We start from the raw sequence: 23,455 nt of genomic DNA, 5'->3' as shown, positions 1-23,455 counted from the left end.
CGGCTCACTTCTGCTTCGGCTTCCAGGTCTCGACGTTCCACCAGGGGCCGGTTCCGAGCCCGTGGTCGTGCGGCTCGGTCTGGGTGGAGGGTCCGTCCCACCGGTCGGCCACGACGTAGAGGTGGTCGATGTGGGTGAGGTAGACGTAGCCGGGGTTCTTGACGAGCTCGCGCTGGACCGTGTCGTACGCGGCCTTGCGCACGGCCGGGTCCGCGCTGCGGCGGCCTTCGAGCAGCGCCTTGTCGACGGCCGGGTTGTCGTACCGGGCCATGTTGTTGAAGCCGTCGCCCGCGAGCGCGGAGTTCAGGGTCAGGTACTGGTCGAAGTCCGGGTCGGCCGGGGAGCCGCCGCCCGCGAGGACGGCGTCGGTCCGCATCCGGGGCTCGATGACCTCCCAGCTGCCGGACTCGGTGGTGACCTGGATGCCGGCCTTCTTGGCGTCGGAGGCGAAGGCCAGCGCGTGCTCCTGGCGGATCTTGTCGCCGGTGGTGTACCAGAGCGGGAAGGCGGCGCGGACCCCGTTCTTGGCGCGGATGCCGTCGGCGCCGGGGACCCAGCCGGCGTCGTCGAGGATCTTCCTCGCCCGGGCGAGGTCGTACGGGCGCTCGGTGCCGGCAGTGAACCACGGGCTGCCGGTCGGGACGGGGCCGTAGGCGGCCTTGCCCGCGCCTTCCAGCAGCTTGTCGACCATCGTGGCGCGGTCCACGGCGATGTCGAGGGCCTGGCGGACGGCCGTGTCACCGGTGACGGGGTTCTCGGTCGGCAGGGTGACGTTGCGGTAGTCGAAGGTCTTGGCGGCATAGGTCTTCCACGCCTTGCCTGCCGCATCGCCCTTGCCGCCGTTGTCGCCCTTGCCGGCCGCGAACCCCTTGGCCAGGTTCGGCGGCAGGACGGCCCCGTCCAGCTCTCCGGAGCGCAGCCGGGTGGCGCGTACGTCGTCGTCCTTGATGACCGCCATGGTGAACTTCTTCACCGCCGGCTCGCCGCCCCAGTAGGTCGGGTTGGCCTTGAAGCTCAGTTTCTCGCCCTTGGACCAGGCGGTGAGCACGTACGGTCCGGTGCCGACGGGCTTGGTGGTGAACTCGCCGCTGTTGACGTCCTGTCCGCCCGCGAGGTGCTCGGGGGCGATGGGCAGGACGGTCCGCTCGGCGAAGGGGGCGTAGGGGTACTTCAGGGTGAAGACGACGGTGTCGTCGCCCCGCGCCGTGACGTCCGCGATCGCGTCGAGCTCGGACTTGGACGCGTTGTTCGTCTTCGCGTCGAGGATCGTCCGGTAGGTGAAGACGACGTCCTCGGCCCCGAAGGGCCGCCCGTCGCTGAACCGCACGCCCTTGCGGAGCGCGTAGGTGTAGGTGAGCCCGTCGGCGGAGACCTGCGGGAGGGCCTCGGCCAGCGCGGGCTTCAGCTTCATGTCGGCGTCGCGCGCCAGCAGTCCGTCGAAGATCTTCGAGTTGCCGTCCTTGCCGTAGCCCAGCAGCGGGCTGAGGCTCTCCGGCTCGGTGGCTATGCCGACCACGGCGGAGTCGGCCGCCCCGGCGCCCGCCGCGGCACCTCCCCCGGGGTTCGAGCAGGCCGCCGCGCCCGCGACGATCACCGCGGCCGCGGTCGTCCCGGCCATTCCCCGTACGGTCCGGGCCTTCATCTGGTGCACTTCCTTTGTTATTGCAAAGAGCTCGCAATAATGCCAGACGGGGGCGGGAGGACACGAACCGGGCACCGCCGGCGGGAAGGGGCGGCGCAGGGGTCTTGCCCGGCCGCCGCGGAGCATGCCATATATGTCTAGACCTTTCCGGGGAGCCGGAAGACCCGGAGAAACCGGAGAAACCGGAGAAACCGGAAGACCCGAGGAACCGGAAGACCCGAACCGCACCGGAAGAAGAGGGCGCCCGCCGTGCACGACCCCGCACCGAGCACCGCACGGCACCCGCACAGCGGCTCCCGGCGGCGGCACGCATGGGGAACGACTCCCGCCCTCGCCCTGGCCCTTGCGGCCGCACTGACGGCCTGCGGAGCCTCCGACACCAAGCCCCCGGCGGCCCCGGCCGGGCTCACGGCCCAGGCCGGCAGCGCCACCACCGTGCACGTCATGTGGCAGTCGCCCGCGCCCGCCGACGGGGTGACCTCCTTCCTCGTCTACCAGGCGGACCGCCTGATCCGTGAGCTGCCCGCCGACAAGACGATGACGGACATCACCGACCTCGCCCCGCAGACGGCCTACGCGTTCACGGTGCGCGCCCGGGACGCCGCGGGGAACACCTCCCCGGCCGGTGCGACGGCCTCGGCCACCACCCCCGCGGCCAAGGCGGAGGACCGGCTGCCCCCGACCCCGCCGCCCCGTACGGCCGGTCAGGCCCTCGGGCCCACCTCCGCCCGGCTCACCTGGGCCGCGGCCACCGACGACACGGGCGTCACCGCGTACGACGTCTACCAGGGCGACGCCCGGATCCACACGGTCGGCCCCGGCGTCACCACCACGGTCCTGGAGGACCTCCGGCCCGACAGCGTGTACACCTTCACCGTCCGGGCCCGCGACGGAGCCGACAACTCCTCCCCCGCCGGCCCCGCCGCCGACGTGACCACCCCGCCCGGGCCCGGGCAGCGGACCGGCACCGCCCCGGGCGATTTCACCGCGACCGCCGCACCGGGCGAGGTGACCCTCGCCTGGACGCCCCCGGCGACCGGCCGGGAGACCAGCGAGTACGAGCTGTACGTCAACGGCCGCCCCACCACCGTCATCCAGTTCGGCGCGGGCGCGGTCCCGGCCGGGCGGGCGGAGCACCGCCTCACGGTCGCCGAACCGCCCGGAACCGTATGGACCGTGAAGCTCCGGGCGCGGCTGCCCGACGGCAGCTGGGGGGCCTTCTCCGCCGAACATCGGGTCGCACTGGCCTCCTGAACCCCGGGCCGCGGAGCAGTTCCTGACCATCCGTTCGTTCCGATGTGGCCCGAACGGCACTACGGAGAAAGAAGATCGCGCAGAATACTCCCGTGTTCGGTGAGTACTCGGTCAACAACAATCAGGCAGATTCCGCGGACGGCGATCCTGCACCAGACTCTGGCGCCGTGCCGGGAAACCTTCCGCCGGAAACGGCGAGCTTCGTGGGTCGTGAGCGTGAACTCGGCCTCCTGTCCGACCTGCTGCGCGAGCGGCGGCTCGTGACGCTCACGGGCGTCGGCGGCGTCGGCAAGTCCAGGCTGGCCCTGCGGGCCGCCGCCGACCCCCGCCAGCGCAGGCCCGACGGCGTGTGGTGGGTGGAGCTCTCGCCGCTGCGCGACGCCGACCTGCTCACCGCCACCGTCGCGCACACCATCGGCCTCGCCCACCAGTCCCCGCGCCCCCTGGACGAGGAACTGTGCGCGTGGATGGCCGACAAGGAACTGCTGATCGTCCTCGACACGTGCGAGCACCTGGTGGCCGCCTGCCGGCACCTGGTGGGCGAACTCCTGCAGTCCGCCCCGGGCCTGACGGTGCTGATCACCACCCGCGAGCCGCTGCGCACCCCCGGGGAGCACCTCGTCGAGGTCAGCCCGCTGCCCAGCGACGGGCCCGAGAGCGACGCCCTCGCGCTGTTCCGGGCCCGCGCCCTCGCCGCCACCCCGCAGGCCGCGTCCGCCTTCGCCGACCCGGACCGGGCTGCCCTCGCCGCGGACATCTGCCGCCGTCTGGACGGGATCCCCCTCGCCCTCGAACTGGCCGGCGCCCGGATGCGGCTCTGGACCCTGGAGCAGATGGCCCTGCGCCTCGAAGGCCGCTTCGACCTGCTGTCCGGCACCACCACCGCCCGGCTCCCCCGGCACCAGACCATGCGCACCGCCATCGGCTGGAGCCACGAGCTGTGCGAACCCGTCGAGCGGCTGCTGTGGGCCCGGCTCTCGGTCTTCACCGGGGACTTCGACGTCGCGGCCGCGCGCGCGGTGTGCTCGGGCGGCCCCCTGCCCGCCGCGCGGGTGGAGCGGGTGCTGGCGGGCCTGGTCGCGAAGTCGGTGGTCCGGTGCAGCCGGGAACGGGGCGCGGGCGCCCGCTACCGGCTGCTGGACACGATCCGCGAGTACGGGCAGGACTGGCTGGCGGAGCTCGGCGAGGAGCGGGTCGTCGCCGACCGGCACGCCCACTGGTACGCCGCGCTCGCGAAGGCCGCCGACCCGGGCTGGATGGGGCCCGGCCAGGTGGACTGGTACCGCAGGATGACCGCCGAGCACGCGCAGCTGCGCACCGCCCTGGAGCACCTGCTCCGCTCGGACCCGACGGCGGCCCTGGAGACGGCCGGCGCGCTCTGGTTCTTCTGGTTCTCCTGCGGCCACGTCGACGAGGGCCGGTCCTTCCTGGAACGGGCCCTGAGCCGGGGCCCGCGGTCGGGGGCCGCGTACGTCCAGGCCCTGTGGGCCCTGGGGCTCACCAACCTGCTCCAGGGCGACCTGGCCACGGCCGAGGAGCTCGGCAAGGCGTGCACGGGCGCCGCGGCCACGCTGGCCGACCCCGAGCCGGAGCTGCGCGCCGCGTACCTGCACGCGGTGGCGGTGCTGATGCCGGGCGATCCCGCACGGGCCCTGGCGCTCGCCGGCCCCCGGGCGCGCGGGGGCCACGGCGGGAGACCCAGCGGCGTGGGCTGGCTGCTGTGCCGGCTGGCCACCGGCTACGCCCTGTGCGACCTCGGGCGCTTCGAGGAGGCCGAGCGGGAGGCGCGGGGTCTGCGCGAGGCCTGTGCGGAGCTGGGCGAGCGCTGGCTGCGGGCGTACGCGGACTACATCCTGGCCGTGGCGGCGTTCGGGCTCGGCCACCACGGGGAGGCGGCCCGGCACGCGCGGGCGATGCTCTCGGGCAAACGGCTGCTGGGCGACCGCTTCGGGATCGCGCTCGGTCTCGACCTGCTGGCGGCGGCGGTGGCGGCCCTGGGAGACGGCGAGCTGGCGGCCCGGCTGCTGGGCACGGGGCACGCCTGGTGGCGCACGGTGGGGCGGCCGCAGATGGGCTCCCCGTCGCTCACGGCCCTGCGCGACCAGGGCGAACGGCAGGCCAGGGCAGCGATCGGCGACGAGGCGTACGAGAGCGCCTTCCTGGGCGGCGCGGCGGCGTCCACCGGCTGAGGCCCACCCCGTGCGGGGGCCGGGCCGGTGGCGCCGTGGTGTAACTCCTGGGCTCCCGTCAGTACGGGAGGGGTCTGCCCGACGGTGTGCGCAGATCCAGGTCTCGGGGTGCGGGCTTCGGAACGGGCTTTCGGATCAGCTGCTGGCGCATGCTGCCTCCTCGCTCAAACAAGGGCCGGGCGGCGGGGTTCCACCGTGCGGCCGTCGGGGAGCAGTTCACCTGTGTCGTCGAATACGACGGCGCCGTTGCAGAGCAGGTTCCAGCCCTGTTCGGGGTGGAAGGCCACGGTGCGTGCGGCGTCATGATCGACGCTTTCGGCGGACGGGCAGGGGGGCTGGTGGGAGCACATGGCGCACCTCCTCGCAGTGTGGGGCGGGAAGGCCGGTGGTCACCCGGTCGAATCCGCGATCCACGGTGGCGGTGAGTATTACTGATCGCCACCCCCGGACGGAACCCATATTCGCCGCCCAGTTCAGGGTGTGTATGCCCGCTTACGATGCGCTCATGCCCGCTATCCGGATCATTCGGCACACACTTCTCGACCCCGGGGAGGCGTGGAGGAGGCTGACGGACTGGGAACGCCACGGCGCGGCCGTCCCGCTCACCCGGGCGATCATCGAAACGCCGCCTCCCACGCACACCGGCACGCGTTTCACCATGCGTACGGGCGTGGGGAGCATCACCTTCGACGACCCCATGGAAGTCACCCTCTGGCAGCCCCCTCGGGGCGGCTCGGCGGGACTGGTCCGGCTCGTCAAACACGGGCGCGTGGTGCTCGGCCGGGCGGAGATCGAGCTGCGCCCCTCACCCCGGGGCGGCTGCGAGGCCGAATGGCGCGAGGAACTGCGCGTACGCGGCCTGGGCCGCCCCTTCGACCCCCTCGTGGCGGCCGCCGCCCGCCTCTTCTTCACCCGCGCCCTGGACGCCCTCCTGCGCCCCTGAACGGGGCAGCCGGGCCCCCGGGCGCCCCGAGGGCCCGCCGGACACGGCACCGCGCGCGAAGGGGCCCGGGGCCGCCACGCGGCGGCCCCGGGCCCCTTCCCCGCTCCAGCCCCGCGCTAGCGGATCGGCATGCCCGAGAGCGTGCGCGCGATCACCAGGCGCTGGATCTCGCTCGTCCCCTCGAAGATCGTGTAGATCGCGCTGTCGCGGTGCATGCGCTCCACCGGGTACTCGCGGGTGAAGCCGTTGCCGCCGAGGATCTGGACCGCCTGGGCGGTGACCTTCTTGGCGGTCTCGCTCGCGAACAGCTTGGACATCGAGCCCTCGGCCGAGGTGAAGGGCTTGCCCGCGACCGCCATCCAGGAGGCCCGCCACACCAGCAGCCGGGCCGCGTCGATGGAGGTCCGCATGTCCGCGAGCTGGAAGGCGACGCCCTGGTTGTCGATGATGGGCCGGCCGAACTGCGTACGGGTCTTCGCGTAGTCCAGCGCCACCTCGTACGCGGCGCGCGCCGTGCCGACCGCCATGGCGCCGACGGCGGGGCGGGAGGCCTCGAAGGTGGCCATGGCCGCGTTCTTCACTCGCTCCCCGCCGCCCGCCTTGGCCCGCTCGTGGGCCCGCGCGAGCCGCTCGTCCAGCTTCTCCTTGCCGCCGAGCAGGCAGGAACCGGGGATCCGTACGTCCTCCAGCACCACCTCGGCGGTGTGCGAGGCGCGGATGCCGTGCTTCTTGAACTTCTGCCCCTGGGAGAGGCCCCGGGTGTTCGGCGGCACGATGAAGGAGGCGTGCCCCTTGGTCCCCAGCTCCGGGTCGACGACCGCCACCACGATGTGGACGTTGGCGATGCCGCCGTTGGTCGCCCAGGTCTTGGTGCCGTTGAGCACCCACTCGTCGGTGGCCTGGTCGTACACGGCGCGGGTGCGCATCGCGCCGACGTCGGAGCCGGCGTCGGGCTCGGAGGAGCAGAAGGCGGCGACCTTCACGTCGTCGGGGGTGCCGTACATCTGCGGGATCCAGGTCCCGATCTGCTCCTCGGTGCCGTTGGCGACGACGCCGATGGCGGCGAGTCCGGTGCCGACGATCGACAGCGCGATGCCCGCGTCGCCCCAGAACAGCTCCTCCATGGCCATCGGGATGCCGAGGCCGGTGGGGTCGAAGAACTGCTGGGCGTAGAAGTCGAGGGAGTAGATGCCGACCTTGGCGGCCTCCTGGATGACGGGCCACGGAGTCTCTTCGCGCTCGTCCCATTCCGCGGCCGCGGGGCGGATCACGTCGGCGGCGAAGCCGTGGATCCAGTCCCGCACCTGCTTCTGGTCGTCGTTCAGCTCCATGGTGAACTCCGCCATGTCCCCTCCAGCTTTCGTCTCGCCTGCCCAACAAGCGGTTACCAACGGTAACCCTTACGCCGACTCCAGTCTGTTACCGGCCGGTAAGCACTGTCAAGCAGCAGCGATGACGGACCGCCGATGAGATCACCAGGGTGTGCGGGGTGTTACGTTGCGTGGGCCTGAAGGACATCGCAAGGGCGGGGAGAGACACGGCATGGAGACCACACGGCAGTCCGGCGAGCCGGGAGCGGCCGAGCGCCGGCGGCGGGAGCTGCTGGAGGCCGCCGACCGGGTCGTCCTCAGGGACGGCCCCAAGGCGTCCATGAACGCCATCGCGGCGGAGGCCGGGATCACCAAGCCCATCCTCTACCGCCACTTCGGCGACAAGGCCGGCCTCTACCAGGCCCTGGCCGTCCGGCACACGGACGCCCTGCTCGACTCGCTGCGCGCGGCCCTCGACGCCCCCGCCGAACGGCGCAGCCGGGTGGAGGCCACCCTCGACACCTATCTCGCCGCGATCGAGGCCCGCCCCCAGGTCTACCGCTTCCTCATGCACCCGGCCGAGGACTCCCAGGCCCCGGAGCGCGGCTTCGACGTCGGCCTGCACTCGGCCCCGCTGCTGCGCCGCCTCGGCGAGGAACTGGCCCAGGTGATCGGCGAACGCGTCGACCTCGGCCCCGGCGGCGAACGCCTGGCCCGGGTCTGGGGCCACGGCATCGTCGGCATGATGCACGCGGCGGGCGACTGGTGGCTCGGCGAACGCCCCTGCGCCCGCACGGAACTCGTCAGCGCGCTCACCGACCTCCTCTGGGGCCGCCTGGCCACAGCCGGCAACCGAGCGGACGGCCCGGGCTTCTGAGCCCACCCGGTCACACCCGGCGCCGACCGGGGCACATCCAGCCCCGCCGGCGTTTGAGGCGCGGGGTCCGGGGCAGAGCCCCGGGGCCCCGGCCCCGGCCCCGCCGGGCCCTCACTCACCCAGCGCGTGGATCCCGGCCGCACCCCAGTCGGTCTTCCGGATCTGCCGCCGCAGCTTGCGCGACCGCAGCCCGGTCACACGCTCCGCGTACACCGCCCCCGCGAGGTGATCGCACTCGTGCTGCAGGCACCGCGCGAAGAACCCGGTCCCCGCCACCCGCACCGCCGCTCCGTCCGAGGTGAACCCCTCCACGACGGCCTCGTCGAAGCGGACCGTCGACGCCTCCAGCCCCGGCAGGGACAGGCATCCCTCGGGGCCCGCGAACTCGTCACCCTCGGCGGACACCAGCCGCGGGTTGACGATGTGCCCGACGTGGCGGACGTCCTCGTCGTCGGGGCAGTCGTATACGAACACCCGCTGCCCGACGCCGATCTGGTTCGCGGCGAGGCCCACGCCCTGCGCGGCGTACATCGTGGCGAACATGTCCTCGATGAGCCGGTCGAGGGCCGGGCCGAACTCGGTGACCTCCGCGCAAGCGGAATGGAGCACCGGGTCGCCCAGCAGGCTCATGGTGCGGACGATGCCGGAGGTACCGGGGAGGGAACGCTGTCGCATGGCGGTAAGCCTACGACGGCCACGACGGGCGACTATATGAGGAGATCTTCGGCAGACCGGGGGCGCCGCGGTCGGGGCGCGGGCAGGTCATGGATAGGCTGGGGGCGACCGACGCAAGGAGGACAAGGGACGATGGCAGGCAACACAGAGCCGCTTTCGCCGCGGGCCAAGCTGGCCGTGACGGCGGGCAAGGCCGCGGCGGCGGTGTCGCGGGCCGCGGGACGCGGAAGCGGATCGGTGATCGGAGGCAAGGTCGCGCTCAAGCTCGACCCCGATCTCCTCGGCGCGCTGGCGCAGCATCTCGACGTCGTCCTCGTCTCGGCGACGAACGGCAAGACCACGACGACCCGGCTCATCGCGGAGGCCCTGCGGGCCAGCGGTCCGGTCGTCTCCAACGCACTGGGCGCGAACATGCCCGCGGGCATCACCTCCGCCCTGGCGGGCGGCTCGGACGCCCGCTACGGCGTCATCGAGGTGGACGAGAAGTACCTGGCCGGAGTGGCCCGGGACGTCACCCCCAAGGTGATCGCCCTGCTGAACCTCTCCCGCGACCAGCTGGACCGCGCCGCCGAGACCCGCATGCTCGCGGAGAAGTGGCGCGAGGGCCTCTCGGGTTCCAAGGCGGTCGTCGTCGCGAACTGCGACGACCCGCTGATCGTGTGGGCCGCCTCCTCCTCCTCGAACGTGGTGTGGGTCGCCGCCGGCCAGGAGTGGAAGGACGACGCCTGGTCGTGCCCCTCCTGCGGTGGCGTCATGCAGCGTCCGGGCGACGACTGGTTCTGTGGCGAGTGCGGTTTCCGGCGTCCCACCCCGAGCTGGGTGCTCTCCGGTGACCACGTGCTCGACCCGCACGGCAGCGCCTGGCCGATCAGCCTCCAGCTCCCGGGCCGCGCCAACAAGGCCAACGCGGCCACCTCGGCCGCCGTGGCAGCCGTCTTCGGCGTTCCGCCGCAGGTGGCGCTGGAGCGGATGTACCAGGTGCAGGCCGTCGCCGGACGCTACGACGTGGTGAGCTTCCAGGGCCGCGAACTGCGGCTGCTGCTCGCGAAGAACCCGGCCGGCTGGCTGGAGACCTTCTCCCTCATCGACCCGCCGCCGACCCCGGTGATCCTGTCGGTCAACGCGCGCGGTGCGGACGGTACCGACACCTCGTGGCTGTGGGACGTGGACTACCCGCGCCTGGCCGGCCACCCCATCTTCGTGATCGGCGACCGCAAGCTGGACCTCGCGGTCCGCCTCGAAGTCGCCGGCCTGGACTTCCGGGTGTGCGAGACCCTCGACGAGGCCGTGCAGCTGGCGCCGCCCGGACAGATCGAGCTGATCGCCAACTACACCGCCTTCCAGGACGTGCGCCGCCGCGTCGGCAACTAGTACCCGTAAGGACAAGAGCATGAGCGACAACAGCCTGCGTCTGGTGTGGGTCTACCCCGACCTGCTCAGCACGTACGGAGACCAGGGCAACGCCCTGGTCGTCGAGCGCCGGGCCCGCCGGCGCGGCCTGGACGTGCAGCGCGTGGACGTGCGCAGCGACCAGCCGATCCCGACCTCGGGCGACATCTACCTGATCGGCGGCGGTGAGGACCGGCCGCAGCGGCTGGCCGCGGAGCGGCTGCTGCGCGACGGCGGTCTGGAGCGCGCCGTCTCGAACGGGGCGATCGTCTTCTCCGTCTGCGCCGGCTACCAGATCCTGGGCCAGGAGTTCGTCAACGACGTCGGCGAGCGCCAGCAGGGCCTCGGCCTGCTGGACGTGGTGACCGTGCGCGGCGAGGGCGAGCGCTGCGTCGGCGACGTGCTGGGGGACATCGACCCGCGGCTCGGTCTGCCTCAGCTGACCGGCTTCGAGAACCACCAGGGCGTCACGCACCTCGGCCCGACGGCCAAGCCCTTCGCACGGGTCACGATGGGCCGCGGCAACGGCACCGGTGACGGCACCGAAGGCGCGTACAACGACACGGTGTTCGGCACGTACATGCACGGTCCCGTGCTGGCGCGCAACCCGCAGATCGCGGACCTGCTGCTGAAGCTGGCCCTCGACGTGAACGCGCTGCCGCCCATCGACGACCGCTGGTACGAGGCGCTGCGCGCCGAGCGGATCGCGGCGGCCACGCAGCCCGCGTAGCCCCCGCGGCACCCGCTGTTCGGCCCGGATTCCCCTGCTGGGGTCCGGGCCGACGTGTTTTCGTACGACTGATCTGACCAGCATGTGGAGGATGGTTCAGTCCACCCTCGATCCGCTTGTAGGGTGCTGGGTAGTTCCAACCGGACGACGTGGTCCGGTCGTCGGCCCACGTTGCAAAGGTCCTCCCTGCCATGCGCATAGGTGTGCTCACTTCCGGAGGCGACTGCCCCGGCCTCAATGCCGTCATCCGCTCCGTCGTGCACCGCGCCGTCGTCGACCACGGGGACGAGGTCATCGGTTTCCACGACGGCTGGCGCGGCCTGCTGGAGTGCGACTACCGCAAGCTCGACCTGGACGCCGTGAGCGGCATCCTGGCCCGTGGCGGAACGATTCTGGGTTCCTCCCGGGTCCAGCCCGCCCATCTGCGCGACGGCGTGGAGCGGGCCCGCGGCCACGTCGCCGATCTCGGCCTGGACGCCATCATCCCGATCGGCGGCGAGGGCACCCTGAAGGCCGCGAACCTGCTCTCGCAGGGCGGTCTGCCCATCGTCGGCGTCCCGAAGACGATCGACAACGACATCGCCTCCACCGACGTCACCTTCGGCTTCGACACCGCCGTCGGGGTCGCCACCGAGGCGCTGGACCGGCTGAAGACCACCGCCGAGTCCCACCAGCGCGTGATGGTCGTGGAGGTCATGGGCCGTCACACCGGCTGGATCGCCCTGCACTCGGGCATGGCGGCCGGCGCGCACGCCATCGTGGTACCGGAGCGCCCCTTCGACATCGAGGAGCTGACGGCGATCGTCGGCGAACGCTTCGAGCAGGGCAAGCGCTTCGCGATCGTCGTCGTGGCCGAGGGCGCCAAGCCCGCCGAGGGCAGCTCGATGGCCCTGGAGAGCGGCGGCACCGACATGTACGGCCACGAGCGGTTCGCCGGCATCGGCAACCGCCTCGCCGTCGAACTGGAGGACCGCCTCGGCAAGGAGGCCCGGCCGGTCATCCTCGGTCACGTCCAGCGCGGCGGCACCCCCACGGCGTACGACCGCGTCCTGGCGACCCGCTTCGGCTGGCACGCGGTGGAGGCGGCCCACCGGGGCGAGTTCGGGATGCTCACGGCGCTGCGCGGCACGGACATCGTCATGGTCCCCCTCGACGAGGCGGTGCAGACGCTGAAGACGGTCCCGTCCGAGCGGTACGCCGAGGCGCAGAACGTCCTGTGATCTTTCCCCCTTTCTCCGTGTCACTCCCGTAATGGCCGCCCCCGGACGATTCCCGTCCGGGGGCGGCATTACTGTGGTGGGGCACCACGGGTCAAGGGAGTGAAGAGATTGAGTTACCTCGCGCACGACGGCATGGACATGCACGACATGGACCTGCCGCCCTTCACCCTCGGGCGCGGGCTGGAGTTCTCCTTCGACGCCTTCTTCCTGATCGGCTCGCTCCTCGGCCTCGCGCTGTACGGGTGGGGCGTGGTGCGGCTGCGCCGGCGCGGGGACGCCTGGCCGGTCGGCCGGACGTTCGCCTTCACCATCGGCGTGCTGAGCGTGGCCCTGATGATGTGCACCAAGCTGAACGACTACGGCATGGTCATGTTCAGCGTGCACATGGTCCAGCACATGGTGATCAGCATGCTCAGCCCGATCCTGCTGCTGCTGGGCGCGCCCGTGACGCTGGCGCTGCGCGCGCTGCCGCCGGCGGCCCGTGGCCACAAGGGGCCGCGCGAGCTGCTGCTGATGCTCCTGCACAGCCGGTACATGAAGGTGATCACCCATCCGGTGTTCACCATCCCGATGTTCATCGCCAGCCTCTACGGCCTGTACTTCACCCCGCTCTTCGACTTCCTGATGGGGTCGAAGACCGGTCACATCGCGATGATGGTGCACTTCCTCGCCGTCGGCCTCGTCTTCTTCTGGCCGATCATGGGCGTGGACCCGGGCCCGCACCGCCCCGGCTACGTGATGCGGATGCTGGAGCTGTTCGCCGGAATGCCCTTCCACGCCTTCTTCGGCATCGCGCTGATGATGGCCAGCGAGCCGATGATCAAGACGTACGCGAACCCGCCGGCCTCCCTGGGCATCGACCCGCTGCTCGACCAGCAGTGGGGCGGCGGCATCGCCTGGGCCTTCAGCGAGATCCCCTCGGTGCTGGTGCTGATCGCGCTGGTCTACCAGTGGTACCACTCGGAACAGCGGGCGGCGAAGCGCTCCGACCGGTCCGAGGACCGCAACGGGGACCAGGAGCTGGCGGCCTACAACTCGTATCTCGCCTCGCTCCAAGCGCGTGGCCAGTAGCGCGGGAGCACCCTGAGGCGCCACCATGGGGCATGACCGGATCCGTGAAGGCGATGGCAGTGATGACCTTCGCCTCTCTGGTGGCGATCGCCACGTATTCCGTGGCCCTCGGAAGCAACGGCTGGCTGTGGTTCGGCTGGGTCGTGCTGGGGCTGCTCACCGCGGGCATGGCGGCCTCGGGCGGTACCTGAGCCGACGCCCCCTCCGTCCCCGGGCTGACCGTCCGTAGGATGTCCGTGACCACGGGACGTCGACGGGAGCCGCTTGGTGTTCTACCACTTGCTCAAGCACGTGATCCTGGGGCCGCTGCTGCGGCTCCTGTTCCGGCCCCGCATCGAAGGACTGGAGAACATTCCGGAGGACGGGGCCGCGATCATCGCGGGCAACCACCTCTCCTTCTCCGACCACTTCCTGATGCCCGCGATCCTCAAGCGGCGCATCACCTTCCTCGCGAAGGCCGAGTACTTCACCGGACCGGGAGTGAAGGGACGGCTCACGGCCGCCTTCTTCCGCAGCGCCGGACAGATCCCGGTGGACCGCTCCGGCAAGGACGCCGGTCAGGCGGCGCTCCGCGAGGGGCTCGGGGTGCTGTCCAAGGGCGAGCTGCTCGGCATCTATCCGGAGGGCACCCGCTCACACGACGGGCGGCTGTACAAAGGCAAGGTCGGAGTAGCAGCGATGGCGCTGGGCGCCGCGGTGCCCGTCATCCCGTGCGCGATGGTCGGAACCTTCGAGATCCAGCCGCCCGGGCAGAAGATCCCCAGCATCCGCCGGGTCACGATCCGCTTCGGGCGGCCGCTGGACTTCTCCCGGTACGAGGGGATGGAGGGCGAGCGGGCCGTGCTGCGGGCCATCACCGACGAGATCATGTACGAGGTCCTCGCCCTGTCCGGCCAGGAGTACGTGGACCGGTACGCCGCCGAGGTCAAGGCGGAAGCGGAGGAAGCACGGAAGAAGGCCCGGCGCAGGACGCGCTGAGCCTTCTCCCGTGCGGTGCCGTGGGCCGGGCGGGGCGCTGCCCGCCCGGTCCGGCTAGCGGATGGCCGGGAGCTCGTCGATCGCCTGCTTGTCGGCGGCCGGGGCCGGGGCTACGAGCTTGGCGGAGACGGGGGCCGGGGCCACCGGAGTGGCGTGCGGACCGCACGTCACGTTCTGGGCGTCGACCTTGCCGGTGAGCAGGTAGGTGTCGACCCGGGTGTTGATGCAGGGGTTCACCAGGTTGGTGACACCGTGCGAGCCGGCGTTCTGCTCGGTGATCAGACGCGAGCCGGCGAGCCGCTTGTTCAGCGAGACACCGCCCTTGTACGGGGTGGCGGCGTCACGCTCGGACTGAACGATCAGCACCGGCGGCAGGCCGCGGTGGGCGCCGACCCCGACCTCGATCGCGTTGTGCTGCTTGGACTTCCAGGTGGCGCAGGGCAGGTTCATCCACGCGTTGGCCCAGGTCATGAAGGGGTACTGGGCGTGCAGCTTGGTGTTGTCCCGGTCCCACTTGGACCAGCTGGTGGGCCACTTGGCGTCGGCGCACTCCACGGCGGTGTAGACCGCGTTGCCGTTCTCCGCCGAGGCGTTGCCCTGGATGTCGCTCATGTCGGGGGCGATGGCGTCGATCAGCGCCTGCTCGTCACCGGCCTCGTAGGCGGCCCAGGTCTGGGCGACGGGCACCCAGGAGGAGTCGTAGTACGGGGCGCTCTGGAAGAAGCCGATGAGCTCCGCCGGGCCGACGATCCCGCCGAGCGGGTTGGCCTTGGCCTTGGCGCGCAGCTTCAGCCACTTGGCCTCGACCTCGGCGCGGGTGGTGCCGAGGTGGAAGGAGGCGTCGTTCTTGGCGACCCAGTCCTCCCAGTCGTTCCAGCGCATCTGGAAGGCGACGTCCTGGCCGAGGTTGGCCTCGTACCAGATGTTGTCGCGGGACGGGTCCACCACGCTGTCGACGATCATGCGGCGCACGTGTGTCGGGAACAGGGTGGCGTACACGCCGCCGATGTAGGTGCCGTAGGAGACGCCGAGGAAGTTCAGCTTCTTCTCGCCGAGGGCGGCTCGGATGACGTCCAGGTCACGCGCGACGTTCGGCGTGGTCATGAACGGCAGCATCTCGCCGCTGCGCTCCTTGCAGCCGTCCGCGTACTCTTCGGCGAGCTTGCGCTGGGCGTCCTTGTCGGCCTTGCTGTCCGGCACCGGGTCGGCCTTGGGGGCCTTGACGTACTCCTGCGGGTCGATGCAGGAGATCGGCGCGGAGTGGCCGACGCCGCGCGGGTCGAAGCCGACGAAGTCGTACGCCTTCGCGGTGTTCACCCACAGCGGGCTCTTGGTGGTGATGCGGCGCGGGAAGCGCATGCCGGAGCCGCCGGGGCCACCCGGGTTGTAGATGAGCGCGCCCTGGCGCTCCTCCTTGGTGCCGGTGCTGACGGCGCGGTCGACCGCGAGCTCGATCGTCTTGCCGAAGGGCTTGCTGTAGTCCAGCGGGACCTTCACGAAGCCGCACTGGATGGGCGCCGCGAAGCCCCAGTCGGGCGGGCAGTCCTTCCAGTCGATCCCGGCGCGCGCCGCACGGGCGGCGGCGATCTGGGTGCCGAACGCCTCGGCGATCGGGTTGTCGCGACCGGAGGGGCCGGACGAGAAGGTCGAGGAGGCCGACGCCGACGGGGCGAGCAGCAGGCTCGCCGCCAGCGTGCCGGTGACCAGAGTGGCGGCGCTCCCCAGCACCGCGTTGCGTATCACGTGGTTGTTCCCCCTGCGTCATCTGCCGCCGTGGGCGGCGTGGTTCGTGCCGGTGTGGATGTGCGTCGGCATGTGCTGGGGATACTTCCGCCTGACCAGGAGCGGGCGACAGAGCGCGGGGCGGTTCTTTGCCAACCCGATATCCGGAAATGCGTGTACCGCTGAGCGGTGTCGGGTTCGTCCCGGGTTCGCAGGTCGCCGGCCGGCGGTCGCGTCGCGGCGGCGGCCGGGTTCACCAACCGTAGGCGGCGCAGGCGGAGTCGAGCAGTTCGCGGAGCCGCAGGGCGTCCGGGGCCAGGGCCGTGACCAGGACGGCGGGTCCCGCCAGCGGGGTGACCGCCGCGAACTCCCCCAGCATCCCGGCCCGCGGCGGGGCCTGCGCGAACTCCGGGTCCACCACCAGCAGCTGGCCCAGCGCCCGGTGGCCCGCGAGTCCCGCCGGACCGTCCCAGCCGCCGGGCGCGCCGGGGCCGCAGGCCAGCTCCTGGTCGAGCAGCGGCTTCCCGTCCCGGGTCACGGTGAGCCGGGCGCGCAGCAGGCCCGGAGCCTCCCCGGTGCGGCCGAGCACCTGCTCCTCGCGCAGCAGGAGCCGGGCGGTGGGGGCCAGTTCGGCGCGGGCGTGGACCCGCAGGTCGCTGCCGCGCACCGAGACGAGGGGCTCCGGCAGCCAGCGCACCGCCGCCCCGTCGTCGAGCCGGAGCCGTACGTCGTACCGCGCGGGTTCCCCGCGGCGGCCGGGCAGCGCCAGGGTGGCCGCCGCGGAGCGGAGCACCAGCCGGGCGCCCGGTCCGGCGGTGGCCTCGATCCTGAGGTGGTCTCCGCCCAGGGGGGCGCTCATGGCGCCGACCAGCATGACGCCCGCCTCGCCGGGCCCGCCCCGGGTGCGGCGCAGGGCGAGCGGCCCCTCCCCGGCCAGCAGCGGCAGGGCGGTGGAGCCCCGCCCGTCGGCGGCGGCGCCGATGCGGGCGGTGGCGCGCAGGCCGGCCGGAGCGGGGGCCGGGGGGCGGGCGGGGGGCGCGCCCGTCACTGCGGGGAGGGCCGCGGGGATCACCGTAGGGCTCACCGGGCGGTCCAGGCGGCGATCCGCTCGCGCACCCAGGCGGCCACCGGGGCCACGCCCTCCTCGCCGCGCAAGGACTGGAAGGCGACGGGCAGTTCGCCGCGCTGCTCGGCGGCATCGCGGGCCATCCGGCCCAGGTCGGAGCCGACGTGGGGGGCGAGGTCGGTCTTGTTGACGACGAGCAGGTCGGCGGTGGTGACGCCGGGGCCGCCCTTGCGCGGGATGTCGTCGCCGCCGGCCACGTCGATGACGAAGATCTGGGCGTCGACCAGGCCCCGGGAGAAAGTCGCGGTGAGGTTGTCCCCGCCGGATTCGACGAGGATCAGGTCGAGCCGTCCGAGCCCGTGGAAGGCCTCCTCCAGCTCCTCCACGGCTTCCAGGTTGGCGGAGATGTCGTCGCGGATGGCGGTGTGCGGGCACGCGCCGGTCTCCACGGCGCTGATCCGCTCGGGCGGCAGGACGGCTTCGCGGAGCAGGAACTCCGCGTCCTCACGGGTGTAGATGTCGTTGGTGACCACGGCCATGGACAGTTCCGCGCGCAGGGCCCGGCAGAGGGCGGCGACGGTGGCGGTCTTGCCGGAGCCGACGGGCCCGCCGAGGCCGATGCGCAGGGCCCGGCGGGTCCCGTCGGCCCGCAGCGGCTCGGCGCTGTGGGTGTGGCGGTGCGGGAAGGTCACACCGCCGAGGGAGTGGTCGAGGTGCATGGCAGGACTCCTTGGGCGGAAGCAGGGGGGATGCGGGGCGGGGCGAACGGGGTGGGGCGAACGGGGTGGGGCGTACGGGGTGGGGCGTACGGAGCGGCCGGGCGCCGGGTCAGGAGGCGAACAGGCGTACCGGCCAGTCGGCATGGGCCTGCGCCGCGATGTCCAGCAGCGGCGAGGAGGCCGCGGGCAGGGTGTGCGGACCCTCCGCGCGGGCCCGCAGGGCGGCCCGCTCCGCCTGCCGGGACACGGAGTCCAGTGCGGGGGCGAGCCCGGCCAGGACCCGGCTCGCTTCGAAGGGGTCCAGGCCGAGCAGCCGTACGGTGGCGGTGGCCGGCCCGCTCACGCTCTCGTACGCCGCCACGTGCGCGGCGTCGAGCGGCCCGAGCCCCGCCGACCGGGCCGTGACGCCGAGCACCACGGGCTGGTGCGCCCCGCGCGGGAACGCGGCGGCCAGCGCGTCCAGTTCCGCGCCGGGCCAGGTGGCGCGGGCGGCCCGCATCAGCTGGCGTCCGAGCCGCCGCCCGGCGGCGCGCAGCGCGGGCGACGGGGTCCGCGCGTCGGCGGCTTCGTCGAGGGCGGCCGGGTCGATCCCGAGGGCGGCCGCCGCGGCGAGGCCGGCCGCGACGAGCCCGGCGGTGTGCAGCCGGCCCCGGCAGAACTCCGCCAGGCTGGCGGCGTCGTGGATCCGGCCCGCCTTGCAGGCGGCCTCGGCCCCGCCGGAGTGGGCGTGCCCTCCGGCGGGGAAGCGGCCGTCCGCGAGGACGAGCAGAGTGGCGAGGCTCATGGGAAGGCCCCTGCTCTCAGAAGAGGAAATAGCGTTGGGCCATGGGGAGTTCCGCCGCCGGGGCCGGTTCCACCACTTCGCCGTCGATGGTGACGGTGAAGGTGTCGGCGTCGACTTCCACCCTCGGCATGGCGTCGTTGTTGCGCATGTCCGCCTTGGTGACCTTGCGGGTGCTCTCGATGGCGACGAACTCCTTGCCGAGTCCGAGCCGTTCGGGCAGCCCGTCGTCGAGGGCCGCCTGGGCGGTGAAGTTCACCGAGTTGTGGCCGGGGGCCCGCCCGTACGCTCCGAACATCGGGCGCGGCAGGACCGGCTGCGGGGTGGGGATGGAGGCGTTGGCATCGCCCATCTGCGCGTAGGCGATCTGGCCCCCCTTGATGACCAGTTCGGGCTTGACCCCGAAGAAGGCGGGCTTCCACAGCACCAGGTCGGCGAGTTTGCCGGTCTCGACGGAGCCGATCTCGCGGGCCAGGCCCTGGGCGACGGCGGGGTTGATCGTGTACTTGGCGACGTAGCGCCGGGCCCGGTGGTTGTCGGCGGGCCCGTCGCCGGGCAGGGAGCCGCGCCGCTTCTTCATCACGTGGGCGGTCTGCCAGGTGCGCAGGATCACCTCGCCGACGCGGCCCATGGCCTGGGCGTCGGAGGAGATGATCGAGATGGCCCCGAGGTCGTGCAGGACGTCCTCGGCGGCGATGGTGGAGGGCCGGATCCGGGACTCGGCGAAGGCCAGGTCCTCGGGGACGGCGGGGTTGAGGTGGTGGCAGACCATCAGCATGTCGAGGTGTTCCTCGACGGTGTTGACGGTGTGCGGCCGGGTCGGATTCGTGGAGCTGGGCAGGATGTTCGGCTCGGAGACCACGGTGATGATGTCGGGGGCGTGCCCGCCGCCGGCGCCTTCGGTGTGGTACGAGTGGATGGTCCGACCGCCGATGGCGGCGAGGGTGTCGGCGACGAACCCGGCCTCGTTGAGGGTGTCGGTGTGGATGGCGGCCTGGGCGCCGGTCTCCTCGCAGACGGTGAGGCAGGCGTCGATGACGGCGGGGGTGGATCCCCAGTCCTCGTGGAGCTTGAAGCCGAGTGCTCCGCCGCGCAGCTGGGAGTACATGCCCTCGCGGGACATGGTGTTGCCCTTGCCGAGCAGGCCGATGTTGACGGGGTGCGCCTCCAGCGCGGCGAACATCCGGGCCAGGTGCCAGGGTCCGGGGGTGACGGTGGTGGCCTTGGTGCCCTCCGCGGGGCCGGTGCCGCCGCCGACGAGGGTGGTGATGCCGGAGGCGAGGGCCTCCTCGATCACGGTCGGGGAGATGAAATGCACGTGGGCGTCGACGGCGCCGGCGGTGAGGATCTTCCCGTTGCCGGCGATGATCTCGGTCTCGGGGCCGATCACCAGCGCACGGTCGACACCGTCCATCGTGTCGGGGTTGCCCGCCTTGCCGATGCCGCAGATCCGGCCGTCGCGGATGCCCACGTCGGCCTTGACGATGCCCCAGTGGTCGAGGATCACCACGCCGGTGATGACGGTGTCGGCGGCTCCTTCGGCGCGGGTGGTGCGGGCCTGGCCCATGGATTCGCGGATGACCTTGCCGCCACCGAAGACGGCCTCGTCGCCGGCCCGGCCGGGGCCGCCGCCGAGGTCCTGCTCGATCTCGACGAAGAGGTCGGTGTCGGCGAGACGGATGCGGTCGCCCGTGGTGGGCCCGAAGAGGTCGGCGTAGACCTGGCGCGATATCTCAGCCATCGAGCGGCCCTCCGGTCTCCCCGCGCAGTCCGGGTACGGTGCGCAGCCCGGCCAGCGGTACGAGGGCCACGGCGACCGGGATGCCCGGCTCGAAGCGGACGGCGGTGCCCGCGGCGATGTCCAGGCGCAGTCCGCGGGCGGCCGTGCGGTCGAAGTCGAGGCCGGGGTTGGCCTCGGCGAAGTGGTAGTGCGAGCCGACCTGGACGGGCCGATCGGCGGCGTTGAGCACGGTGAGTCGGGTGACGGGCCGGCCTTCGTTGAGGCGCACCGGGCCGTCCCCGTAGGCGATTTCGCCGGGAATCATATGGATACCCGCTTGTCGACGATGGGGTCGTGGACGGTGACGAGCTTGGTGCCGTCCGGGAAGGTCGCCTCGACCTGGACGTCGTGGATCATCTCGGGTATCCCCTCCATGACCTCCTCGCGGGAGAGCACGGTCCGCCCGGAGGCCATCAGCTCGGCCACCGTCCGCCCGTCGCGGGCTCCTTCGAGGATGTGTGCGGTGATCAGGGCTATCGCCTCGGGATGGTTGAGGAGCACGCCCCGCGCCCTGCGTCTCTCGGCCACGTCGGCGGCCACGTGGATGAGCAGTCTCTCCTGCTCGTGGGGGGTCAGCTGCACAGCAATCACCAAGCTTCCGGGACATGATCAACATCGCGCCGAGCCGACCTTATGGGCCGTCAACACTTTGTTGACCTGCACATATCCGAGCCAAGCGTGTCTTGCCCAACACAAGGAAAGACTTTCCGTCCCGCCCACCGCCGCTTTGCCGGCCCATGGGTGACCATTGGCGGAAGGAACGTGGCCGTTACGCTAGGGGCCGCGCTTTTCCGCTGAGTTAACCCACGTTTCGAGCAGGTACCCGGTTCAACTCCGGGCGTCGCACGGCCCGGTTCCGTATACGGAGCCCCCCACGAGGAGCAGCATGTTCGTCAACCCCGTCCGCCACATCACCTTCGACGCGCAGGAGCCGTACCGGCTGGCGCAGTTCTGGTCCGCCGTGACCGGTTTCCCCATCCACCCCGACGACCAGCCGGACGACGACGAGATCCTGCTGGACCCGGGCCAGCCGGGCGTGCCCGGGGTGCTCTTCGTCCGGGTGCCGGAGGGCAAGTCCGCCAAGAACCGGGTCCACTTGGACATCCAGCCCACCACGGGGACCCGCGACGAGAACGTCGAGCGGCTCATAGCGCTCGGCGCGAAGCTGCAGGGCGACCACCGCCGGGAGGGCGGCATGGGCTGGGTCACCCTGACCGACCCCGAGGGCAACGAACTGTGCATCGAGCGCAGCGTGTCGGAGCGCGCCGAGGCCTGACCGGCCTCGCGCGGGGCCCGAACCGCCCTCACGCCGGGTCCCGACCGGCCTCAGCAGCCCGTACGCGTCCTCGCCGGAGCGCCGGCGGCCGTCCAGGGCAGGGCGATCCACACGGTCTTGCCCCCGTCCTCGGTCGGGCTGACCGAGAGCCGGCCGCCCGCCTCCGCCGCGAGCCAGCGGATGATGACCATCCCCCGGCCGTTGTCCTGCTGGACGGCGGCCGGGAGCCGCTTGGGCCAGCGCGGGTGGCTGTCGGTGACCCCGATGCGGAGCCATTCCTCGCGCTCCAGGCGGATGTCCACGGTGAAGGTCGGCGACTGGCCGAAGGTGTGCTGCACGGAGTTGGTGGCCAGTTCCGAGACGATGAGCCGGATGCTGTCGGCGGCTTCGGTGCCCTCGGACAGTCCCCACTCTCCCAGCACCTCCGCGACGTAGCGGCGGGCGGCCGCGACCGAGGCGGGATCGCTCGGCAGAGTGACGGATGCTTCCTGGTGATCTGCCATGGCGACGGTCCCTTTCCCACCGGGGCGAAGCCGCCCCGGATCTGTGCTGGACGCCAGAGTGCCACCCATCGTCCCGTCGTTTCCGCCGATCCCTCAAGATATGCATATATCTGTCGCTCAATGCGGTGAACTCTGCTACGGAAGAGCGTATTTGGACGGCAGACTGGTGCGACCTGTGCCGGTGGAAGGAGGCGGATGTGCAGCACGGTCCCGCGGTGCGCCGGCGCAAGCTCGGCGAGGAACTGCGTGCCCTTCGCGACCGGTCCGGACTCACCAGCGGTGAGGCGGCCCGGCTCGCGGGATGGCACCAGTCGAAGATCAGCCGCATCGAGACGGGGCGCAGCGGCGTCAAGGTGGAGGACATCCGGCTGCTGCTCGACGTCTACGGAGAAGACGTCGTGAGCGCACAGCAGCGCGCCCTGCTGGAAGCCCTCTCGGTCTCGGCGGCGGGCCCCGCGCCGGACGAGGACACCGGGCGCGGGCGCCAGTGGTGGCACGACTACCGGGGACTGCTGCCGCAGGAGTACCGGGACTTCATCAGCCTGGAGGCGGGGGCCCGGTCGGCCCGCACCGTCGAACTGTCGGTGGTGCCCGGACTGCTGCAGACCCCGGAGTACGCGCGGGCCGTGACCCGGGCCGCACTGGGCGGGCTGCCGGAGCCGAAGGTGGAGGCGCTGGTCGACGTACGGCTGACGCGTCAGTCCGTGCTGCGGGCGGATCCGCCGCTGGAGCTGAGCGCCGTCCTGGACGAGGCGGTGCTGCGGCGCGCGATCGGCGGGGCGGGGGTGATGGAGGAACAGCTGAGGCACCTGGTGGAGGTGGCACGTTTGCCCCAAGTGCGGCTTCAGGTCCTGCCGTTCAGCGTGGGGGGACATCTCGGCCTGACCGGACCGTTCGTCATCTTCTCATTTCCGAACATCGCCGATCTGGATGTGGTGGTACTCGACCATTTGACGAGTAGCCTCTATCTGGAGCGGAAGGAAGACCTTGAGGCGTACAGCGCCGCGTTCCGCACCATCCAGGCGCACGCCCTCCCGCCCCGCGATTCGTCGGATCTCATCAGCGCCCTCGCTGACGACGCGTAAGGAGGCACCTCCGTGTCCGCAACCCCCTTATCCACAGGCGGACTTCTGAACAGCGCGCGGTGGCGGCGAAGCAGCCGCAGCACCGGAATGAACAACTGTGTGGAAACGGCCGTCCTCGGTGGCGGCCTGCTCGCCGTCCGCGACTCCAAGCGGACGGACGGCCCGGCCGTCCTCTTCACCGGGCCGGCCTGGCACGGCTTCCTCGTCTCCGTTCGTGCGGATCTCGGGACGTAGGAACGCAGCAC

The 23,455-nt window shown here is 72.0% G+C and carries 25 protein-coding genes; 13 read left to right on the top strand and 12 right to left on the bottom strand.

Features of this window, described 5'->3' with window-relative positions; translation table 11 throughout:
- Positions 1 to 4: 4 nt before the first annotated feature.
- On the bottom strand, positions 5 to 1,642 hold the full coding sequence (locus AC3IX6_RS33020; RefSeq protein WP_489366951.1) for an ABC transporter substrate-binding protein: 1,638 nt from the start codon (positions 1,640 to 1,642) through the stop codon (positions 5 to 7).
- A 249-nt stretch (positions 1,643 to 1,891) separates the two neighbouring features.
- On the opposite strand from AC3IX6_RS33020, the gene AC3IX6_RS33015 reads away from it, so the two are divergent.
- Together AC3IX6_RS33015 and AC3IX6_RS33010 are read left to right on the top strand one after the other, a co-directional pair.
- Entirely contained in the window at positions 1,892 to 2,896 is a 1,005-nt protein-coding gene (locus AC3IX6_RS33015; protein WP_489366950.1) for a fibronectin type III domain-containing protein, read from the top strand.
- 203 nt (positions 2,897 to 3,099) lie between these two features.
- A complete protein-coding gene (locus AC3IX6_RS33010; RefSeq protein WP_489366949.1) occupies positions 3,100 to 5,085 on the top strand; it encodes an ATP-binding protein in 1,986 nt (661 codons plus the stop codon).
- 164 nt (positions 5,086 to 5,249) lie between these two features.
- On the opposite strand, the gene AC3IX6_RS33005 is transcribed toward AC3IX6_RS33010, so the two are convergent.
- Positions 5,250 to 5,435, bottom strand: coding sequence for a DUF5999 family protein (locus AC3IX6_RS33005; protein WP_489366948.1), 186 nt, complete (start codon positions 5,433 to 5,435; stop codon positions 5,250 to 5,252).
- Positions 5,436 to 5,590: 155 nt separating this feature from the next.
- Here AC3IX6_RS33005 and AC3IX6_RS33000 point away from each other — a divergent pair, with 155 nt between their 5' ends.
- Positions 5,591 to 6,028 (top strand): SRPBCC family protein, encoded by a 438-nt coding sequence (locus AC3IX6_RS33000; protein ID WP_489366947.1) that lies wholly within the window; start codon positions 5,591 to 5,593, stop codon positions 6,026 to 6,028.
- Between the two features lie 116 nt (positions 6,029 to 6,144).
- On the opposite strand, the gene AC3IX6_RS32995 is transcribed toward AC3IX6_RS33000, so the two are convergent.
- A complete protein-coding gene (locus AC3IX6_RS32995; RefSeq protein WP_274547641.1) occupies positions 6,145 to 7,374 on the bottom strand; it encodes an acyl-CoA dehydrogenase family protein in 1,230 nt (409 codons plus the stop codon).
- A gap of 196 nt (positions 7,375 to 7,570) precedes the next feature.
- Between AC3IX6_RS32995 and AC3IX6_RS32990 the strand changes: the two genes are divergently transcribed.
- Positions 7,571 to 8,215, top strand: a complete 645-nt coding sequence (locus AC3IX6_RS32990; RefSeq protein WP_489366946.1) for a TetR/AcrR family transcriptional regulator — start codon at positions 7,571 to 7,573, stop codon at positions 8,213 to 8,215.
- Between the two features lie 111 nt (positions 8,216 to 8,326).
- Here AC3IX6_RS32990 and def read toward each other — a convergent pair whose 3' ends face one another.
- Positions 8,327 to 8,890: a peptide deformylase gene (gene def, locus AC3IX6_RS32985; RefSeq protein ID WP_489366945.1), complete on the bottom strand. Its 564-nt coding sequence runs from the start codon at positions 8,888 to 8,890 to the stop codon at positions 8,327 to 8,329.
- 132 nt (positions 8,891 to 9,022) lie between these two features.
- On the opposite strand from def, the gene AC3IX6_RS32980 reads away from it, so the two are divergent.
- From AC3IX6_RS32980 to AC3IX6_RS32955, 6 genes are all read left to right on the top strand, one after another.
- On the top strand, positions 9,023 to 10,261 hold the full coding sequence (locus AC3IX6_RS32980) for a Mur ligase family protein (protein ID WP_385371792.1): 1,239 nt from the start codon (positions 9,023 to 9,025) through the stop codon (positions 10,259 to 10,261).
- A gap of 19 nt (positions 10,262 to 10,280) precedes the next feature.
- Entirely contained in the window at positions 10,281 to 11,009 is a 729-nt protein-coding gene (locus AC3IX6_RS32975; protein WP_489366944.1) for a type 1 glutamine amidotransferase, read from the top strand.
- A gap of 191 nt (positions 11,010 to 11,200) precedes the next feature.
- A complete protein-coding gene (locus AC3IX6_RS32970) occupies positions 11,201 to 12,229 on the top strand; it encodes a 6-phosphofructokinase (protein WP_274547644.1) in 1,029 nt (342 codons plus the stop codon).
- Between the two features lie 132 nt (positions 12,230 to 12,361).
- A complete protein-coding gene (locus AC3IX6_RS32965) occupies positions 12,362 to 13,300 on the top strand; it encodes a cytochrome c oxidase assembly protein (protein WP_489371632.1) in 939 nt (312 codons plus the stop codon).
- A 32-nt stretch (positions 13,301 to 13,332) separates the two neighbouring features.
- Positions 13,333 to 13,491 (top strand): hypothetical protein, encoded by a 159-nt coding sequence (locus tag AC3IX6_RS32960; protein WP_250740168.1) that lies wholly within the window; start codon positions 13,333 to 13,335, stop codon positions 13,489 to 13,491.
- 76 nt (positions 13,492 to 13,567) lie between these two features.
- The gene (locus AC3IX6_RS32955) at positions 13,568 to 14,278 is read left to right on the top strand and encodes a lysophospholipid acyltransferase family protein (RefSeq protein ID WP_489366943.1); all 711 of its coding nucleotides are present in this window, start codon (positions 13,568 to 13,570) and stop codon (positions 14,276 to 14,278) included.
- Positions 14,279 to 14,332: 54 nt separating this feature from the next.
- Here AC3IX6_RS32955 and AC3IX6_RS32950 read toward each other — a convergent pair whose 3' ends face one another.
- From AC3IX6_RS32950 to AC3IX6_RS32920, 7 genes are all read right to left on the bottom strand, one after another.
- Positions 14,333 to 16,021 carry an alpha/beta hydrolase gene (locus AC3IX6_RS32950; protein ID WP_489366942.1) on the bottom strand — a complete coding sequence of 563 codons (1,689 nt, stop codon included), beginning with the start codon at positions 16,019 to 16,021 and terminating at the stop codon, positions 14,333 to 14,335.
- Between the two features lie 232 nt (positions 16,022 to 16,253).
- Positions 16,254 to 17,048: an urease accessory protein UreD gene (locus AC3IX6_RS32945; protein WP_489371631.1), complete on the bottom strand. Its 795-nt coding sequence runs from the start codon at positions 17,046 to 17,048 to the stop codon at positions 16,254 to 16,256.
- 32 nt (positions 17,049 to 17,080) lie between these two features.
- Entirely contained in the window at positions 17,081 to 17,785 is a 705-nt protein-coding gene (ureG, locus tag AC3IX6_RS32940) for an urease accessory protein UreG (protein ID WP_489366941.1), read from the bottom strand.
- A 109-nt stretch (positions 17,786 to 17,894) separates the two neighbouring features.
- Positions 17,895 to 18,569 (bottom strand): urease accessory protein UreF, encoded by a 675-nt coding sequence (locus tag AC3IX6_RS32935; protein ID WP_489366940.1) that lies wholly within the window; start codon positions 18,567 to 18,569, stop codon positions 17,895 to 17,897.
- 16 nt (positions 18,570 to 18,585) lie between these two features.
- A complete protein-coding gene (locus tag AC3IX6_RS32930; RefSeq protein ID WP_489366939.1) occupies positions 18,586 to 20,307 on the bottom strand; it encodes an urease subunit alpha in 1,722 nt (573 codons plus the stop codon).
- Positions 20,300 to 20,611: an urease subunit beta gene (locus AC3IX6_RS32925; RefSeq protein ID WP_250740174.1), complete on the bottom strand. Its 312-nt coding sequence runs from the start codon at positions 20,609 to 20,611 to the stop codon at positions 20,300 to 20,302. Before AC3IX6_RS32925 ends, AC3IX6_RS32930 begins: the two co-directional genes overlap by 8 nt.
- Positions 20,608 to 20,928 (bottom strand): urease subunit gamma, encoded by a 321-nt coding sequence (locus AC3IX6_RS32920; protein WP_489366938.1) that lies wholly within the window; start codon positions 20,926 to 20,928, stop codon positions 20,608 to 20,610. The genes AC3IX6_RS32925 and AC3IX6_RS32920 overlap by 4 nt, the downstream gene beginning before the upstream one ends.
- A 304-nt stretch (positions 20,929 to 21,232) precedes the next feature.
- Between AC3IX6_RS32920 and AC3IX6_RS32915 the strand changes: the two genes are divergently transcribed.
- Positions 21,233 to 21,622 (top strand): VOC family protein, encoded by a 390-nt coding sequence (locus AC3IX6_RS32915; RefSeq protein WP_489366937.1) that lies wholly within the window; start codon positions 21,233 to 21,235, stop codon positions 21,620 to 21,622.
- 50 nt (positions 21,623 to 21,672) lie between these two features.
- Here the strand turns inward: AC3IX6_RS32915 and AC3IX6_RS32910 are convergent, their stop codons facing one another.
- Positions 21,673 to 22,125 (bottom strand): ATP-binding protein, encoded by a 453-nt coding sequence (locus AC3IX6_RS32910; RefSeq protein WP_489366936.1) that lies wholly within the window; start codon positions 22,123 to 22,125, stop codon positions 21,673 to 21,675.
- Positions 22,126 to 22,322: 197 nt separating this feature from the next.
- Between AC3IX6_RS32910 and AC3IX6_RS32905 the strand changes: the two genes are divergently transcribed.
- Together AC3IX6_RS32905 and AC3IX6_RS32900 are read left to right on the top strand one after the other, a co-directional pair.
- On the top strand, positions 22,323 to 23,210 hold the full coding sequence (locus AC3IX6_RS32905; protein WP_489366935.1) for a helix-turn-helix domain-containing protein: 888 nt from the start codon (positions 22,323 to 22,325) through the stop codon (positions 23,208 to 23,210).
- 12 nt (positions 23,211 to 23,222) lie between these two features.
- A complete protein-coding gene (locus tag AC3IX6_RS32900) occupies positions 23,223 to 23,444 on the top strand; it encodes a DUF397 domain-containing protein (protein WP_489366934.1) in 222 nt (73 codons plus the stop codon).
- Positions 23,445 to 23,455 lie beyond the last annotated feature (11 nt).

The sequence above is a fragment of the Streptomyces sp. GL_141 genome (genome assembly GCF_057834385.1).
Note: the sequence above shows the minus strand (reverse complement) of the source record. Positions and strands in the feature narration are given on the sequence as shown.

What these genes read in the sequence shown, in the direction of transcription:
- AC3IX6_RS33020 (WP_489366951.1), bottom strand. Translation starts at nt 1,642, where the DNA reads ATGAAGGCCCGGACCGTACGGGGAATGGCCGGGACGACCGCGGCCGCG.
- AC3IX6_RS33005 (WP_489366948.1), bottom strand. Translation starts at nt 5,435, where the DNA reads ATGTGCTCCCACCAGCCCCCCTGCCCGTCCGCCGAAAGCGTCGATCAT.
- AC3IX6_RS33000 (WP_489366947.1), top strand. Translation starts at nt 5,591, where the DNA reads ATGCCCGCTATCCGGATCATTCGGCACACACTTCTCGACCCCGGGGAG.
- AC3IX6_RS32995 (WP_274547641.1), bottom strand. Translation starts at nt 7,374, where the DNA reads ATGGCGGAGTTCACCATGGAGCTGAACGACGACCAGAAGCAGGTGCGG.
- AC3IX6_RS32990 (WP_489366946.1), top strand. Translation starts at nt 7,571, where the DNA reads ATGGAGACCACACGGCAGTCCGGCGAGCCGGGAGCGGCCGAGCGCCGG.
- def (WP_489366945.1), bottom strand. Translation starts at nt 8,890, where the DNA reads ATGCGACAGCGTTCCCTCCCCGGTACCTCCGGCATCGTCCGCACCATG.
- AC3IX6_RS32980 (WP_385371792.1), top strand. Translation starts at nt 9,023, where the DNA reads ATGGCAGGCAACACAGAGCCGCTTTCGCCGCGGGCCAAGCTGGCCGTG.
- AC3IX6_RS32975 (WP_489366944.1), top strand. Translation starts at nt 10,281, where the DNA reads ATGAGCGACAACAGCCTGCGTCTGGTGTGGGTCTACCCCGACCTGCTC.
- AC3IX6_RS32970 (WP_274547644.1), top strand. Translation starts at nt 11,201, where the DNA reads ATGCGCATAGGTGTGCTCACTTCCGGAGGCGACTGCCCCGGCCTCAAT.
- AC3IX6_RS32965 (WP_489371632.1), top strand. Translation starts at nt 12,362, where the DNA reads ATGGACATGCACGACATGGACCTGCCGCCCTTCACCCTCGGGCGCGGG.
- AC3IX6_RS32960 (WP_250740168.1), top strand. Translation starts at nt 13,333, where the DNA reads ATGACCGGATCCGTGAAGGCGATGGCAGTGATGACCTTCGCCTCTCTG.
- ureG (WP_489366941.1), bottom strand. Translation starts at nt 17,785, where the DNA reads ATGCACCTCGACCACTCCCTCGGCGGTGTGACCTTCCCGCACCGCCAC.
- AC3IX6_RS32935 (WP_489366940.1), bottom strand. Translation starts at nt 18,569, where the DNA reads ATGAGCCTCGCCACTCTGCTCGTCCTCGCGGACGGCCGCTTCCCCGCC.
- AC3IX6_RS32930 (WP_489366939.1), bottom strand. Translation starts at nt 20,307, where the DNA reads ATGGCTGAGATATCGCGCCAGGTCTACGCCGACCTCTTCGGGCCCACC.
- AC3IX6_RS32925 (WP_250740174.1), bottom strand. Translation starts at nt 20,611, where the DNA reads ATGATTCCCGGCGAAATCGCCTACGGGGACGGCCCGGTGCGCCTCAAC.
- AC3IX6_RS32915 (WP_489366937.1), top strand. Translation starts at nt 21,233, where the DNA reads ATGTTCGTCAACCCCGTCCGCCACATCACCTTCGACGCGCAGGAGCCG.
- AC3IX6_RS32910 (WP_489366936.1), bottom strand. Translation starts at nt 22,125, where the DNA reads ATGGCAGATCACCAGGAAGCATCCGTCACTCTGCCGAGCGATCCCGCC.